The 15,608-nt window shown below is 70.3% G+C and carries 11 protein-coding genes and 1 pseudogene; 10 read left to right on the forward strand and 2 right to left on the reverse strand.

The annotated features are described in order from the left end of the window. The first annotated feature begins 13 nt into the window (after positions 1-13). The 7 genes from ND450_RS40105 to ND450_RS40135 all read left to right on the forward strand — a co-directional run bounded on the left by ND450_RS40105 (position 14) and on the right by ND450_RS40135 (position 8,920). Positions 14-1,546: an alpha/beta fold hydrolase gene (locus ND450_RS40105; protein ID WP_253323276.1), complete on the forward strand. Its 1,533-nt coding sequence runs from the start codon at positions 14-16 to the stop codon at positions 1,544-1,546. A 52-nt stretch (positions 1,547-1,598) separates the two neighbouring features. Beyond that, complete coding sequence (locus ND450_RS40110; protein WP_253323277.1) at positions 1,599-3,245, forward strand: FtsX-like permease family protein; 1,647 nt, start codon at positions 1,599-1,601, stop codon at positions 3,243-3,245. Between the two features lie 197 nt (positions 3,246-3,442). Beyond that, entirely contained in the window at positions 3,443-4,786 is a 1,344-nt protein-coding gene (locus ND450_RS40115; protein ID WP_253323278.1) for an ammonium transporter, read from the forward strand. Further along, positions 4,783-5,121 (forward strand): P-II family nitrogen regulator, encoded by a 339-nt coding sequence (locus ND450_RS40120; protein WP_253323279.1) that lies wholly within the window; start codon positions 4,783-4,785, stop codon positions 5,119-5,121. Before ND450_RS40115 ends, ND450_RS40120 begins: the two co-directional genes overlap by 4 nt. A gap of 17 nt (positions 5,122-5,138) precedes the next feature. Next, a complete protein-coding gene (locus ND450_RS40125) occupies positions 5,139-7,463 on the forward strand; it encodes a [protein-PII] uridylyltransferase (protein WP_089917580.1) in 2,325 nt (774 codons plus the stop codon). A gap of 285 nt (positions 7,464-7,748) precedes the next feature. Then, positions 7,749-8,309: an AAA family ATPase gene (locus ND450_RS40130; RefSeq protein WP_253323280.1), complete on the forward strand. Its 561-nt coding sequence runs from the start codon at positions 7,749-7,751 to the stop codon at positions 8,307-8,309. After that, positions 8,306-8,920, forward strand: a complete 615-nt coding sequence (locus tag ND450_RS40135; protein ID WP_253323281.1) for an HAD family hydrolase — start codon at positions 8,306-8,308, stop codon at positions 8,918-8,920. Before ND450_RS40130 ends, ND450_RS40135 begins: the two co-directional genes overlap by 4 nt. 617 nt (positions 8,921-9,537) lie before the next feature. Here ND450_RS40135 and ND450_RS46165 read toward each other — a convergent pair. After that, positions 9,538-11,331 (reverse strand): annotated as a pseudogene (locus ND450_RS46165) (hypothetical protein); the annotation flags it as partial. Between the two features lie 63 nt (positions 11,332-11,394). Here ND450_RS46165 and ffh point away from each other — a divergent pair. Further along, positions 11,395-12,945, forward strand: a complete 1,551-nt coding sequence (gene ffh / locus ND450_RS40145) for a signal recognition particle protein (protein ID WP_253323282.1) — start codon at positions 11,395-11,397, stop codon at positions 12,943-12,945. 2 nt (positions 12,946-12,947) lie between these two features. Further along, positions 12,948-14,003, forward strand: coding sequence for an amidohydrolase family protein (locus ND450_RS40150; RefSeq protein ID WP_253328116.1), 1,056 nt, complete (start codon positions 12,948-12,950; stop codon positions 14,001-14,003). On the opposite strand, the gene ND450_RS40155 is transcribed toward ND450_RS40150, so the two are convergent. Beyond that, positions 14,000-14,476: a carboxymuconolactone decarboxylase family protein gene (locus ND450_RS40155; protein WP_253323283.1), complete on the reverse strand. Its 477-nt coding sequence runs from the start codon at positions 14,474-14,476 to the stop codon at positions 14,000-14,002. The genes ND450_RS40150 and ND450_RS40155 overlap by 4 nt on opposite strands. A gap of 115 nt (positions 14,477-14,591) precedes the next feature. Between ND450_RS40155 and ND450_RS40160 the strand changes: the two genes are divergently transcribed. Beyond that, positions 14,592-15,467, forward strand: a complete 876-nt coding sequence (locus tag ND450_RS40160; RefSeq protein ID WP_253323284.1) for an RNA polymerase sigma-70 factor — start codon at positions 14,592-14,594, stop codon at positions 15,465-15,467. The last annotated feature ends 141 nt before the right edge of the window (positions 15,468-15,608 follow it).

A 15,608-nucleotide genomic window follows, 5' to 3' on the forward strand; every position in this document is an offset into this window, starting at 1 on the left:
AGGGAGGAATTCCATGCAACCGATGGTGCGCGTCTTCGGCGCCGCGATCGCGAGTTCCGCATTGGTTCTAGGTGCGAGTCAGGTGGCGATCGCGGCTCCGGAAGGGCAGCCGGAGTTCAACGTCGGCGCGGTCGACTGGAAGCCGTGTGAAGAGGTGCCGGCGGTCGAGTGCGGCTTCCTCGAGCTGCCCGTCGACTACGCCGAGCCGAGAGGCGAGAAGTTCCAGCTGGCCGTGTCGCGCCGCAAGGCGAACGACCCGGCGCAGCGCATCGGCGCGATGGTGATCAACCCCGGTGGACCGGGCGGGTCGGGCGTCGACTTCTCCTTCGGCGCCGACCGCTACTTCAGCAAGGAGATCGTCGACAGGTTCGACATCATCGGGTTCGACCCGCGCGGTGTCGCCCGCAGCGCGCCGATCAAGTGCTCGGCGGAGCTGCTGCAGAAGACGCCGTCGAGCTACCCGAAGACCAAGGCCGAGTTCGACGCGCTGGTCGTGTTCAACAAGGAGCTGCGCGCGGACTGCGAGAAGCAGACCGGCGCGATCTTCAACCACGCCTCGACCGCGGAGGTGGCGCAGGACATCGACTCCATCCGCCGCGCCCTGGGCGAGAAGAAGATCAACTACTACGGCATCTCGTACGGCACGATCATGGGCCAGCACTACGCGGAGAAGTTCGGCAAGAACATCCGCGCCATGATCATCGACTCCAACATGGACCACAGCCTCGGCACGAAGGCGTTCCTCGACTCCGAGGCGCGCACCGCCGAGGACTCGTTCAACGAGTGGATCAAGTGGAACGACCGCACCGCGTCGTCGCCGTTCCACGGCCAGGACCTCCGCAAGATCTGGAAGGACCTGCTGGCGAAGGCCGAGCGCGGTGAGGTGCCGGCCCCGTGGGACCCGGCCGCCAAGCTGACGCCGGAGGACCTCGGCGGCGGTGTGGTCAGCATGGCGTACGGCCCCAACTGGAAGGGCTTCGCCGACCAGATCAAGCAGATCATCGACGGCACGCAGGCGCCGAAGGCGGCGTTCTCGGCCTTCGCGGCCGAGGAGACGTTCCCGAACCCGTTCCCGGGCATCTTCTGCAACGACTACAACCTGCGCGTGAGCTCGTGGGGCGAGTACCAGGCGCTGACGAAGTCGGAGTACCGGATCGCGCCGAACACCCGCGGCTCCTCGCTCGGCCACGGCGCGATGATGGGCTGCGTCGGGTTCCCGAAGGCCACGAACCCGCAGCGCACGCTGAAGATCAAGAACTCGCCGAAGATCCTGCTCACCAACGCCAAGCATGACCCGGCGACGGCGTACGAGTGGGCGGTCAACGCGCACCGTCAGACCCGTGACACCACCGTCTTCGTGACCTACGAAGGCTGGGGCCACGGCGTTTACGACCGCAGCGAGTGCACCTTGAAGATCAACAACGAGTACCTCGTGTCGCTGAAGCTGCCGCGCAACGGCACGTCGTGTGCCGCTGTCGAGCCGGCCGAGACGTCGGTCATGTCCGTGAAGCCGCGCGTCCCGGCGGGCCCGTTCTCGGTCGCCTGACGCAGGTCAGCAGCTATACCCCCGGTGTATACGCCGGGGGTGTGGTGCTGTCATGGCCGGCCTGTGGTGGCCTCGCGGAAAGGGTGCGTGGGCGCGGTTCGCGTTCACGGCCGCCGGTGTGGCCGTAGGTGTCGCGGTGTTGATGCTCTGCCTCTCCGCCCAAAGCGCGCTGCAGGGCCGTTCTGACCGCTCGGCGTGGCAGTACACCCGCGCGGACACGCCCGGCACCGGCTCCGTGCGGTGGCTCGCCGTCTCCGACTACTTCCGCGGCGAGGAGATGCTGCGCATCCACGTCGTCGCCGGCCCCGACTCGCCCACGCCCGGCTTCCCGCTGCCCCGCACCGCGCAGCTCGTCGCCGTCGTGGGCGGAGAGGTGCCCGGGATGTTCACCGCGGCCGGCATCGCCACCTCGCCCGACCACGCGTTCTTCGCGTTCGCCCGGATCGTCCTCGGGATCGCGGCCCTGGTGCTGCTGGTGCCGGTCGTCGTGTTCGTGGCGATAGCCACCAGGATCGCCGCGGCCCGACGGGAACGGCGCCTCGCCGCGTTGCGCCTGGTCGGCGCGACCCGGTTGCAGACGGCGTTGATCGCGGCGGCCGAGACCGCACTGGCGGCCGCGGCGGGGACGTTCGCGGGATGGGGCGCCTATGAAGTCCTGCGTCGCGTGCTCGCCTCTTCGGTGACGTACGAGGGGTTCCCGTTCCACGCCGCGGACGTGCGCGCGCCGTTGGCCGTGCTGGCGTTGGTGCCGCTGCTCGCCGTGGTCGTCTCCGTGGTGTCGCTGCGCCGCGTCGACGTCGGCCCGCTCGGAGTCGTCCGGCGCATGGCGTCGACACCGCCGACCGCGCACCGCGTGGTGCCGCTGGTGATCGGGATCGGCGGGCTGTTCCTGGTGACGTACACGGCGCTGTTCGACGAACTGGCCGCGGTCTTCGCGCTCGCGACGCTGATCGGTGTCGCCGTCGTCGGCCCGTGGGTCTGCCTCCAGGTCGGACGGCTGCTCGCCCGTGCCTCGAACACCACGACCGCGCTGGCGGCGCGCAGGATCGAGCACGACCCGAAGGCGTCGTTCCGCGCGGCGGGCGCGCTGGTGTTCGCGGCCTTCGCGGCCACCTACCTGAGCGGCCTGGTCAGCGCGTACGGCGACCAGCCCGGCACCGCCACCCCGCCGGGCGTGGTGACCGTGTTCGACGGCCGCGACCGCCAGATCGTCAGCGACGGCACGGTCGAGGACGAGGAACGCATCCGAACGCGTGAGGCCATCGCCGCGCCGAACGCCATCATCAACACCCGCCGCGAGTTCGTGCTGCGGGAGCGGCGGCTGTGGGACGACGTCGAGACCGCCGTGCACTTCTCCGTCGCCGTCGTCGTGGTGGTCGCCGGGTGCGGCCTCGCGGCGGGCGCGGTGGGCGGCGTGCTCGAGCGGCGGCGTTCGTTCGCGCTGCTGCGGGCGTCCGGGACGACGACCGGTCAGTTGAGGCGGGTCGTGCTGCTGGAGACCGGGGTGCCGCTGGTGGCGATGACCGTGCTCGGGGTGGTGCTGGGCCTGGTGACGTCGTTCGCGACGAACGGGCCGTTGCCGACGCTCGGCTTCGGAGTGGTCGTCTCGTACGGTCTGGCCGTCGCGCTGCTGCTGGCCGCGACACCACTGGTCGTCCTCACGAGCGCGTCCAGTCTCGACGGTGTCCGCCGCGGATGACCCGGAAGGGTGAGACCGCGGGCTACTCCTCGTCACCGCTCCGGTGCCGTGAGGTGCCCGAATCGAGGCCGTGAACGGCGTGAAACGCGGACGTAACACGTCCAGGTCGACAGTTCACCTCCGCGAAACGTTGCACGCGGGTCCGTGAAACAGGACATACCGATGCTCCCTGCAACCGACGTGCAGTGGAGGTCGAAGTGGATACAGGGGACACCGCCTGGGTGCTCACCAGCGCCGCATTGGTGCTGCTGATGACGCCGGGCCTTGCCTTCTTCTACGGAGGCATGGTCCGTTCGAAGAGCGTGCTCAACATGATGATGATGAGCCTGGGCGCGATGGCCGTGGTGGGTGTCCTCTGGGTGCTGTACGGGTACTCGACGGCATTCGGCGCGGACGTCGGCGGAGGCCTGCTGGGCAAGCCGTTCGAGTTCTTCGGCCTCGACGGCCTGCTGGGCGCCGACTCGTTGTTCGGCAAGATCCCGACGACCGCGTTCGTGGCGTTCCAGGCGATGTTCGCGATCATCACGGTCGCGCTGATCTCCGGCGCCATCGCCGACCGCGCCCGCTTCGGCCCGTGGCTGCTGTTCGCGGGTCTGTGGGCGACGATCGTCTACTTCCCGGTCGCGCACTGGGTCTTCGACTTCGACGGCAAGGACGAGGCCGGCAACGTCATCGACCCCGGTGGCTGGATCGCCAACAAGCTCCTCGCGATCGACTTCGCCGGTGGTACGGCCGTGCACATCAACGCCGGTGCGGCGGGTCTCGCCCTGGCGATCGTGCTCGGCAAGCGCGTCGGCTGGCCGAAGGAGCCGATGAAGCCGCACAGCCTGCCGCTGGTCGTGCTCGGCGCCGGTCTGCTGTGGTTCGGCTGGTTCGGCTTCAACGCCGGTTCCGCCCTGGGCGCCAACGGCACCGCGGGCGTCACGTTCATCAACACCGTCGTCGCCACCTGCGCCGCGATGCTCGGCTGGATGCTGACCGAGCGCATCCGCGACGGCAAGGCCACCACCCTCGGTGCCGCGTCGGGCATCATCGCCGGTCTGGTCGCCATCACGCCCGCCTGTTCGTCCGTCACCCCGATCGGCGCCATCGCGATCGGCGCGATCACCGGTGTCCTCTGCGCCCTCGCCGTGTCGCTGAAGTACCGCTTCGGCTTCGACGACTCGCTCGACGTCGTCGGCGTCCACCTCGTCGGTGGTCTGTCCGGCACGATCCTGATCGGCCTGTTCGCCAGCGAGGCGGCCCCGGCCAAGATCAACGGCCTGTTCTACGGCGGCGGTGTCGACCAGTTGTGGCGCCAGGCGGTCGGCGCGTTCGCGGTGCTCGGCTACTCGTTCGTCCTGAGCCTCGCGCTCGGATACCTGGTGAAGTTCACCGTCGGGTTCCGCGCGAAGGAGGAGGACGAGGTCGCGAGCATCGACGAGTCCGAGCACGCTGAGCGCGCCTACGAGTACGGCAGCCTGACCAGCGCGCGGGGTGCCGGCAAGCCGAGCGTGGCCGCGGGCGCCACCGCGGTCCTCGAGGGGAGCAACAAGAAATGAAGCTGGTCACCGCGATCATCAAGCCGTTCACGCTCGACGACGTGAAGAGCGCCCTCGAACAGCTCGGGGTGCTGGGCATGACCGTCAGCGAGGTGCAGGGCTACGGCCGCCAGAAGGGCCACACCGAGGTCTACCGCGGGGCCGAGTACTCCGTGGACTTCGTGCCCAAGATCAAGATCGAGGTCGTCATCGACGACACCGCCGTCGAGAAGGTGCTGGAAGCGGTCGTCGAGGCCGCCCGCACCGGCAAGATCGGTGACGGGAAGGTCTGGGTCACTTCGGTCGACACGGTCGTGCGCGTGCGCACGGGCGAACGTGGATCGGATGCGCTTTAACCAATAGGAGACGGCCCGTGGAGAACAACGAAACGGCCGTCGTCACGGCTGACGACCTGGTGCGAGCACGCGAAAGGCTGCTCGTGCCAGGTCGTCGTCGCTTGACCGCCGAACCTCTGCGCGAAGCACTCGTGGACCTGCACGAGTTCTGGCTCACCAAGCACGCGGGGGGAGCGGGGGTATCCGGACCGGGTATCGCGCTCGTGGCGGTCGGCGGGCTGGGGCGGCGCGAGCTCGTGCCCTACTCAGACCTCGACCTGGTCCTCGTCCACAACGGCGTGAAGAACGTCGACGACATCGCCGAAAAGCTCTGGTACCCGCTGTGGAACTCCGGCATCGGGCTCGACCACTCCGTCCGCACGGTCGGGGAAGCGCTCCGAGTCGCGGCCGGTGACCTGCGGACGGCACTGGGACTGCTGGACATCAGGCACATCGCCGGTGATCCGGAGGTCACGCAGAAACTCGCGGACGGCGCACGCCAGGCGTGGCGCGGCAACGTCCGCAACCGGCTCGACGAGATGGCCGAGTCGTCGCAGAAGCGCTGGGCGCGCAGCGGCGAGATCGCCCACCGCGTCGAACCCGACCTGAAGCACGGCCGCGGCGGCCTGCGGGACCTCACGATGCTGGACGCGCTGTCCCTCGCGCAGCTGGTGGACAGGCCGTCCGCCGACGTCGACGAGGCGCGCCGCCTGCTGCTGGACGTCCGCACCGAACTCCGCCGCGTGGCGCGCAAACCCCGCGACGTGCTGCGGGCGCAGGACGGTGACGAGGTCGCCTCCGCGCTCGGCCTGGCGGACCGCTTCGCTCTGGCCCGTTCGCTCTCCTCGGCCGCACGAACGGTCGTCTACGCGTTCGACGTGGCCATGCGGGCCGCCCGTGCCGCCGCACCCAAGCGCGGCCTCGGAGCGTTCCTGAGGGGACAACCGCCGCGCAGGCCGTTGGACGAAGGCGTTGTGCTGCACGGGTCTGAGGTGTCGCTGGCCCGTGACGCGATTCCGAGCCGTGATCCGGCGTTGTTGTTGCGTGTCGCGACGGCGGCTGCACGCAGCAAGCACCCGATCGCGAACGGGACGCTGACCCGGCTCGCCGACTCCGCGCCGGAGCTGCGCCAGCCGTGGCCGCGCGAGGCCCGCGAGGAACTGCTGGCGTTGCTGGGCAGCGGAAGCGGGCTCGTGGACGTCGTGGAGGCCCTGGACCGCACGGGTCTGTGGGGCCGGCTGTTCCCCGAGTGGGGCGCGGTGCGGGACCTGCCGCCGCGCGACGCCGCGCACGTGTGGACGGTCGACCGGCACCTGGTGCAGACGGTCGCGCACGCGGCCAGGCTGGCGACGACGGTGTCACGACCCGACCTGTTGCTGCTGGGCGCGATGATCCACGACATCGGCAAGGGCCGGCAGCAGGACCACTCCGAGGTGGGCGCCGCGCTGGCGACCCAGATCGGCGAGCGGATCGGGCTGTGGCCGCAGGACGTCGAGACGTTGTCGGCGATGGTGCGCCACCACCTGCTGCTGCCGCACACCGCGACCCGCCGCGACGTCGAGGACGAGGCGACGGTCCACCGGGTCGTCGAGACGCTCGGTGGTGACGCGGTCCTGCTGGAACTGCTGCACGCGCTGGCGGAGTCGGACTCCATCGCGACCGGTCCGGGGGTGTGGACGGACTGGAAGGCCTCGCTGCTGGCCGACCTGGTCAAGCGCTGCCGCACGGCGATGGCGGGGGAGGCGCTGCCCAAGCCGGAACCGCTCGACCCGGTGCACGTGGCCATGGCGGAACGCGTCGCGGCGTCGGGGAAACCGGACGTGCTGCTGGAGAAGCAGGACCACGCGGCGGTCGTGACGGTGATCGCGCCGGACCGTCCGGGACTGCTCTCGAAGGCCGCCGGGGTGCTCGCGCTGAACTCGCTGGAGGTGCACGCGGCGACGTTGCACTCGCACGGTGGCGCGACGGTCGACACGTTCACCGTGTCACCGCGCTTCGGCTCGTTGCCCGACGCGACCCTGCTGCGCGAACAGCTCTCCAGGGCGATCGAGGGCTCGTTGCCGCTGGCGGACAAGCTCGCCGCGAAGGAACGCGACTACGGCGGCCCGCCCGTCGACCCGCCGCCGTCGAAGGTGCTGTGGTTCGACGACGAGGCGACCGGCGCGGTCGTGCTGGAACTGCGGGCCGCCGACCGGATCGGACTGCTGCACCGCGTGGCCGGCGCGCTGGAGCAGTGCGGAGCGGACGTGCAGTGGGCGCGGGTGTCCACGTTGGGTGCGACGGTCGTCGACTCGTTCAGCATCGCGGGCGACGACCTCGACCGCCGCCGGATCGAACGGGCGGTGCTCGACGCGGCCAGGTAGAGGTTGAGTAGCTCTACGCACAACCTCTCCGGGTGCTCACGCTCCTGCGCGGCCTCCAGAACCGGCAGTCTTCGTGGTGTCCGGAAAGCGTCCTCGAGGGGTGGATCGCTTCCCGGACGGGCAGAAGCGGTGGTGCGCGGTGACGGTGCCGGGGGAGGTCCCGCGCACCCGCACCACCGCCGAGTCCCTCTCGGGTGTTCCGTCACCTCGGCGCGGAAAGCTATGCATTTCGTGTGAAATCGGACCAAACTGAACGAGAGGGATGGTCAGAACGTCTTCTAGGACATGACCGCCGTGTTGAACACGCAGATCGCCACCGTCCGAGTGGAGCCGCGCTCGCTCGTCGTCCTCGCCGGGATCCCCGGCGCGGGCAAGACGACGCTGCTCACCCGCCTGGACGCGGACGAACCGGTCACCGTCCTCGACTCCGACCAGGTGCGCACGTGGCTCGAACCGCGCGTGCGGCTCCCGTACCGGTTCTGGCGCGTGTTCGTGCACCTCGCACACCGGATGCGCGTGTTCTGGGCAGCGCTGTTCAGCCCCGGCCTGCTGGTCGTCCACGAGCCGTCCACGAGGCCCGGCACGCGCTTCATGCTGCTGCTCGCCGGCGTCCTGTCGCGGCGTTCCCGCCACTTCCTGTGGCTCGACGCCTCGGCGGCCCAGGCGCTGGACGGCCAGATCGCCCGTAAGCGCGTCGTCCGCACGCACGCGTTCGAACGGCACGTCCGCCGCGGCTCGTCGATGCGCGCGCGGTTCGAGGCGGGCTGGGTGCCGTTCGGATTCACCGGCGTGACGCTCCTCACCCGTGCGGGGACCTCGGGTGGTCTGCGCATCATGGTGTCGTGATCAAGGCTGTCCTCTTCGACTTCGCCGGCACCCTCTTCGGGCGCCCGTCCCACCCGTGGCTGCCGGCGCGGCACCTCTCCGTGCTGCGCGCCCCGGCGCCGTTCGTGGCGCGGATGAACGCCGCCGAGCGCGCGGTCTGGGACGCCAGGGACCTCACGGCCCTGGCCGACCGCTCCGCCCACTGGACCTTGTTCCGCCTGGCCGGGCTCACCATGACCGACGACCTGTTCCGCCGCCTGCACAACCCGGCCTTCTGGCTGCCCTACGCGGACACGGCGGCCGCCCTGGCCACCACCCGCCCGCTGAAGGTCGGCGTGCTGAGCAACATCTCGTGGGACATCCGCGCCCTCTTCCGGCGCGAGTCGCTGGCCGTGGACGCCTTCGCCCTGTCCTACGAGATCGGCTTCTCCAAGCCCTCCCCGCGCGCCTTCGACGCCGCCTGCACGCGGCTCGACGTCGCCCCGTCCGAGTGCCTGTACGTCGGTGACGACCCGGTGGCCGACGGCGCGGCCGTGGCGGCGGGGCTGCGGTTCGCGCAGATCTCCACGGCCCCGGTGGGGCGCCGCGAGCCCGTGCTGCTGGAGGCGCTGGCACAGCACGGGATCAGCTGATCCGCCAGGAGCCGGTGGTGGTCGTGGTACCGGACGCCGACCGGCCAAGACAACGAGCCGATCTCGTTCGCCCGTCGTTCCTCGATCTCGCGCGTTCTGCGCAGCCAGGCCGAGGGCGTGAACCGTCCGCTCCCGTGCAGCGAGCACAGGGCGTCGTCGAGCGAGTCGGCCTTGGAGTACCTCTGCAGGTCGTGGACCCCGTCCACGGCGCCGGTGACCTGCCGGGGCATCTCGAGCCGTCTGTCGACCACCGGCTCGTCGTACCCGACGTCGGCCGAGCTGCTCTGATCGGGTTCCGGGCTCTGGCCGGGCACGCCCTGGTCGTGGTCGCGCGGGCCGGCGTCGGAAGACCTCGCGGTCCCGTCCGCGACGGAGGTGCTCGGAGGCGCGCCGGGTTCGCGGTGGCCGGCCACCCGCTCGCCGGACGCGATGCCGGCTGGTCTGCGGGGCTCGTCGACCGGTGCCGGGGTGTCGCTCTCGGCTCTCCACAGGTACGCGCCACCGTCGTCGCAGGCGACCAGGACGCGCTGCCCGTCGCTGTCGAAGCGCACCGACCGCGGGCCGGCCGGGAGTCCGATCACCTGGATCTGCCTGCGGGTCCGCGCCGACCACAACCGCAGGGTCCGGTCGGTGGAGACCGAGGCGATGACGTCACCCTTCGGCGACCAGGCGACGGCTCTGACCTCGCCGCGCTCGTCGCCGTGGGTGAAGACGTGCTCGCACTCGCCCGTCTCGGCGTCCCACAACCGGACCGTGCCGTCCTTCGAACCGGTCACGAGCGCGGCGTCGTCCGGCGACCAGTCCACGCCGCAGACACCGTCGGAGTGCCCGGTGAACGACCGCAGGAGGTGCGTGGAGGCCGTGGCGCGCAGAAGACTTCGCCGCCAGCCGGTCGGGTCCGGCGCGTTCACGAGCAACCGCACGGCGTCGTCGGTGTCGAGCCCGTCCGCTCCGCGCCACGCCCACGAATGATCGCGTTCCAGTTCCTCCCGTAATCGCGGCCAGTGCAGGAACAGGCTCTCGTGCGCCACCTCCACGGTCTCGCGGGTCGCGGTGAGCACGCGGTTGGTGATGAACGGGTCCAGCAGCCGCCGGTTCTCCGCGGACAGGTCGGACGCCGCCACCGAGCAGCGGGTGAACTTCCCCGTCTCGTCGACCGCGACCAGCCGCCGCAGGGCCTGCAGCACGCGGTGCTCGGCGTCGCGGACCGAGGGCCACGAGCCGTCCTCGTCGCGCACCAGGTCGCGGGCCATGGCGAGGGCTTCGTCGGCCTGGAACCGCAGCACGTCCATGACGCGGCCGGACGCCACGTACTCGGCGCGGGTGATCGGCCTGGGGGCGCGTTTGCCGTCCGGGTTGACGTGGCGCCACAGGTTCTCCAGTGCGAAGGCCAGCAGCGGTAGTGATTCACGGCTGGCGTCTTCCTGGATGAGGCCCAGCGCGGCGTCGTCGACGCTCCAGCCGAAGGAGCGCAACGGACCGTTCACGACCACCGGTAGTTCGGCCTTCGTGAGTGGAGTGACGAGGAAATCGTCGCGTAAGAGAGGTGCGAAGTCCTCTCTGCTCATGAGTTCGTCCAGGAAATCGGCGCGCACGGTGTACACGACCCATGCTTCGCCACGGCTCGCGTCGACCAGTTGCTGCACCAGGTCGGAGGACTCGGTCATCAGCAGTTCCTCGGCCTGGTCGAGCACCACGAGCCGGCGTCCGGGGCCCTCGATCGGCGGCAGCACGCCCTGCGAGGGCGTCACCGGCCCGATGATCGTCCAGCCCTCGCGGCGCAGCAGCGGGATCAGACCGGCGCGGACCAGCGACGACTTGCCGGCGCCAGACGGCCCGATGACCGCCATCGCGCCGTGCGAGCGGCGGCCGAGCAACGGCTCGGCGAGGCGCTGGACGTCGTCCTCGCGTCCGAAGAAAAGAGAGGCCTGGTGTTCGTCGAACGCCTTCAGGCCGGGGAAGGGGGACGAGAGAGGTGCGGCCTTGCTGACTCCCGCACGTTCCAGCACCTCCAGCACCGTGTCGCGGGCGGCGGCCAACGAGGCGGGAGAGGTGGCATCGACGCGTTGCGCTTGGAGGTCGTTGAGGATCGCACGGTGCTGGGAGCGGGCGCTGAAGAACTCGATGCACGGCGCGTGCGGCTTGCGTTCGCGGAAGACAGACGACTCCCAGATGCACCACTCCGAGAACGAACCGGGTGAGGTGACCGCGATCAGGGCGTCGGCGCCGAGCAGTTCGCGGCGCAGGCTGTCCTTCCACGGCAGGGAGACGTCGGGTCCGGAGCCGGGCGCGGTGTAGGCGTGGACGTCCTCGAAGCCCGCGGCCAGCAGGGCGTCACGCAGGTAAAGCGCGATGGCGTCGCCCTCGTCGTGACCGTGGTAACTGAGGAAGATTCGCCCCATGCGCAGCATCCTGCATCACGGGCCTGGGGAGGCACACCGGGCGCGACGAGGTGAGCGGCTAGTCTGGGAGGCGTGTTCTCCACGCTTTCCGACCGGCTGACCACGGTTCTCCAGGGCCTTCGCGGCAAGGGCCGGCTCAGCGACGCCGACATCGACGCGACCGCCCGCGAGATCAGGGTCGCCCTGCTCGAGGCCGACGTCGCGCTGCCCGTTGTGCGCGGCTTCATCGCCAAGGTGAAGGAACGCGCCAAGGGCGCGGAGGTCCACCAGGCGCTGAACCCCGCCCAGCAGGTCGTGAAGATCGTCAACGAGGAGCTCGTCAACGTCCTCGGCGGCGAGACCCGCAGGCTGAACCTGGCCAAGAACCCGCCCACGGTGATCATGCTGGCGGGTCTGCAGGGTGCCGGCAAGACGACGCTCGCGGGCAAGCTGGCCAAGTGGCTGAAGGGCCAGGGCCACACGCCGCTGCTCGTCGCCGCCGACCTGCAGCGCCCGAACGCCGTCACGCAGCTCCAGGTCGTCGGTGAGCGCGCGGGCGTGCCCGTGTTCGCCCCCGAGCCCGGCAACGGCGTGGGCAACCCCGTCGAGGTGTCGCGCCGCGGCATCGACGAGGCGAAGGCCAGGCAGCACGACATCGTCCTCGTCGACACGGCCGGCCGGCTCGGTGTCGACGAGGAGATGATGAAGCAGGCCATCGACATCCGGGCCGCCGTGAACCCGGACGAGGTCCTGTTCGTGGTCGACGCCATGGTCGGTCAGGACGCGATCAACACCGCCACGGCGTTCCGGGACGGCGTCGGCTTCACCGGTGTCGTGCTCACCAAGCTCGACGGCGACGCCCGCGGTGGTGCCGCGCTGTCGGTCCGCGAGGTCACCGGCCAGCCGATCCTCTTCGCGTCCAACGGCGAGAAGCTCGAGGACTTCGACGTCTTCCACCCCGACCGGATGGCCTCGCGCATCCTCGGCATGGGCGACGTCCTGACGCTGATCGAGCAGGCCGAGCAGCACTTCGACCAGGAGCAGGCCGAGAAGGCCGCCGCGAAGCTGCACACCGGCCAGCTCACGCTCGAGGACTTCCTCGAGCAGATGCTCGCCATCCGCAAGATGGGTCCGATCGCGAACCTGCTGGGCATGCTGCCCGGCGCGGGTCAGATGAAGGACCAGCTGGGCCAGCTCGACGAGAAGCACCTCGACCGCATCCAGGCGATCATCCGCGGCATGACCCCGGCCGAGCGCGACGACCCCAAGATCATCAACGGCTCCCGCCGGCTGCGCATCGCGAACGGCTCGGGCGTCAAGGTCAGCGACGTCAACGACCTGGTCAACCGCTTCTTCGAGGCCCGCAAGATGATGGCCTCGATGGCCGGCCGGATGGGCTTCGGCGGCGGTGGCGGCAGCAAGAACCGCAAGGGCAAGAAGGGGAAGAAGGGCAAGGGCGGACGCGGCCCGACGCCCCCCAAGGTCAAGGGCGGCTTCCCGCCGGGGATGTTCCCCGGTGGCATGCCCGGGATGCCTCCCGGCGGCATGCCCGACCTGTCGAAGCTCACCGGCGGCATGAACGAGCTCCCGCCCGGCTTCGACCCGTCGAAGTTCAAGTTCGACGGGGACGACAAGAAGAAGTGACCATGCACCTGCGCGGCGTCGTCCTGCCGGACGGCGAGCCGCGAGACCTGTGGGTCGTCAACGGCCGCGTCCGCACCAGGCCGGTGCCGGGCGCGCAGACCGTGGTCGACGGCGGGTTCCTCGTCCCGGGCCTGGTCGACGCGCACTGCCACGTCGGCCTGGGCCCGCAGGGCGGGGTCGAGCTGCCCGAGGCCGTCGAGCAGGCGATCACGGACCGCGACGCGGGCACGTTGCTGATCCGCGACTGCGGCTCGCCGATCGACACGACGCCGTTGCAGGAACGCCTGGACCTGCCGCGGATCATCCGCGCGGGCAAGCACATCGCCCGCCCGAAGCGCTACATCCCGGGCATCAGCGTCGAGGTCGAGACCGACCTGGTGTCGGCGGTGGCCGAGCAGGCCGCGCACGGAGACGGCTGGGTGAAGCTCGTCGGCGACTGGATCGACCGCGGCGAGGGAGACCTCGCTCCACTGTGGACGGACGACGAGCTGGAGCAGGCGATCAAGGTCGCCCACGCCGCCGGCGCGAAGGTCACCGCCCACGTGTTCGGCGAGGACGCGCTGCCGGGCCTGATCAACGCGGGCATCGACTGCATCGAGCACGGCACCGGCCTGACCGACGACACGATCTCGCTGATGGCCTCGCGCGGCACCGCGCTGGTGCCGACGCTGATCAACATCGAGACGTTCCCCGGCATCGCCGAGAAGGCCGGCAAGTACCCGAAGTACGCGAACCACATGCGTGACCTGCACGCCCGTGTGTCGCGCACGGTGGCCTCCGCGATCGAGGCGGGCATCCCCGTCTACGCGGGCACCGACGCGGGCGGTGGCATCCGGCACGGCCGCATCGTCGACGAGATCGTCGCGCTGCACGGCGTGGGGATGAGCCCCCTGGACGCCATCGGCGCCGCGTCGTGGAACGCCCGCGAGTGGCTCGGCTTCCCGTCGCTGACCGAGGGCGCGGCCGCGGACATCGTCGTGTACGACGAAGATCCGCAGGAGAACCTCGAGGTCCTCCGGTCGCCGCGCGTGGTCATGCTCCGGGGTCGCATCCACTAGTCGAACTGCGCCATCGCGCCCACCTGGTACGCACCGCCCTTCTGGCGGGTGATGACGCCCAGCCGGTTCGCGGCGTTGATCAGGCCTACCAGGCAGACCAGGGCGGCGGTCTCCTCGTCGTCGTAGTGCTTGCGGACCGCTGCCCAGGTCTCGTCGCTCACGCCGTCGAGCGTGAGCAGCGTGCCCTCCTCGGTGAGCTTGAGGGCTGCCTGTTCGGCCTCCGTGAACACGGTCGTCTCACGCCACCCGGCCACCAGGTGCAGCCGCAACGGGTCCTCACCGGCCGCGACGGCGTCCTTGGCGTGCATGTCGAGGCAGAAGCCGCAGCCGTTGAGCTGGCTCGCCCGCATGCTGACCAGTTCGATCACGGTCTTCGACAGCGGCGACTCGTGCAGCACGCCGTGCAGGCCCGCGAACCGCTTGGCGAGCTTGGCGCCGGTCTGGGTGGCGAAGAGGTTGAAGCGGGTTTCCATGGTCGTTCCTCCCTCGTGGACCTGCTTGACGACCACGAGATGCCGCCGCCCCTCACCGTGTGACTGTGATCCACCCCACTGTCACAAATCCCGTTCGGGTGGTGTCTTTGTGCCCATGGACGTCGCCACGGACTCGTTCGTCAGCCACCGCAACCTGCTCTTCACGATCGCCTACGAGATGCTCGGCTCCGCCGCCGACGCCGAGGACGTGCTGCAGGAGACGTGGCTGCGCTGGTCCGGCGTCGATCACGGCACGGTCGACAACCACCGCGCCTACCTGGTCAGGATCGTGACCCGCCAGGCGCTGGGCCGCCTGCGCACGCTGGGCCGCCGCAAGGAGTCCTACGTCGGCTCCTGGCTCCCGGAACCACTGCTGACCACGCCGGACGTCGCCGAGGACGTCGAGCTCGCCGACAGCGTGTCGATGGCGATGATGCTGGTCCTCGAAACCCTCACCCCGACCGAACGCGCCGTCTTCGTCCTGCGCGAGGTCTTCGACCTGGACTACGACGAGATCGCCAGGGCCGTCGACAAGAACCCGGCCGCCGTCCGCCAGATCGCCCACCGCGCCCGCTCCCACGTGGCCGCCCGCCGCCCGCGCGAGGTCGTCACCCAGGCGGCGTCCCGCGAGGCCCTGGCCGCGTTCCAGCGCGCCACCGAGACGGGCGACCTCCAGGCGTTGCTCGACCTGCTCGCCCCCGACGTGGTGTTCCTGGGCGACGGTGGCGGCGTGAAGCAGGCCGTCCCGCGCCCGGTCGTCGGGTCCTCGAAGGTCGCGCGGATGCTGCTCGGCGGCATGCTCAGGGTGACCGGCTGGACGATGGAATCCGCCCAGGTCAACGGGTACCCGGCGCTCGTCGTGCGGTTCGGTGGCGAGCTCGACACCGTGATCGCGGTGCGGGTGGAGGACGGGCGGATCAGCGGCCTGTACGCGGTGCGCAACCCGGAGAAGCTCTCGCACATGACCCGGGAGACGTCTCTGCGTCGTTGATCAGCGGTCAAGGGTTTAGTAGCAGCCGTTGTACGCCGATCCACCCACCAGGAGTGGGACAACCGGCGGGGACCCGATCTGACCAATTATTGGCCAGGCGGTTGGTCCGGTTTCCGCCGGTGCCGCACAGTAATCTCGGAT

It is taken from the genome of Lentzea sp. HUAS12, assembly GCF_024125735.1.
Lineage (GTDB): Bacteria > Actinomycetota > Actinomycetes > Mycobacteriales > Pseudonocardiaceae > Lentzea > Lentzea albida.

Coding starts and splice junctions, on each gene's coding strand:
- ND450_RS40105 (WP_253323276.1), top strand. CDS start 14: ATGCAACCGATGGTGCGCGTCTTCGGCGCCGCGATCGCGAGTTCCGCA.
- ND450_RS40110 (WP_253323277.1), top strand. CDS start 1,599: ATGGCCGGCCTGTGGTGGCCTCGCGGAAAGGGTGCGTGGGCGCGGTTC.
- ND450_RS40120 (WP_253323279.1), top strand. CDS start 4,783: ATGAAGCTGGTCACCGCGATCATCAAGCCGTTCACGCTCGACGACGTG.
- ND450_RS40130 (WP_253323280.1), top strand. CDS start 7,749: ATGACCGCCGTGTTGAACACGCAGATCGCCACCGTCCGAGTGGAGCCG.
- ND450_RS40150 (WP_253328116.1), top strand. CDS start 12,948: ATGCACCTGCGCGGCGTCGTCCTGCCGGACGGCGAGCCGCGAGACCTG.
- ND450_RS40155 (WP_253323283.1), bottom strand. CDS start 14,476: ATGGAAACCCGCTTCAACCTCTTCGCCACCCAGACCGGCGCCAAGCTC.
- ND450_RS40160 (WP_253323284.1), top strand. CDS start 14,592: ATGGACGTCGCCACGGACTCGTTCGTCAGCCACCGCAACCTGCTCTTC.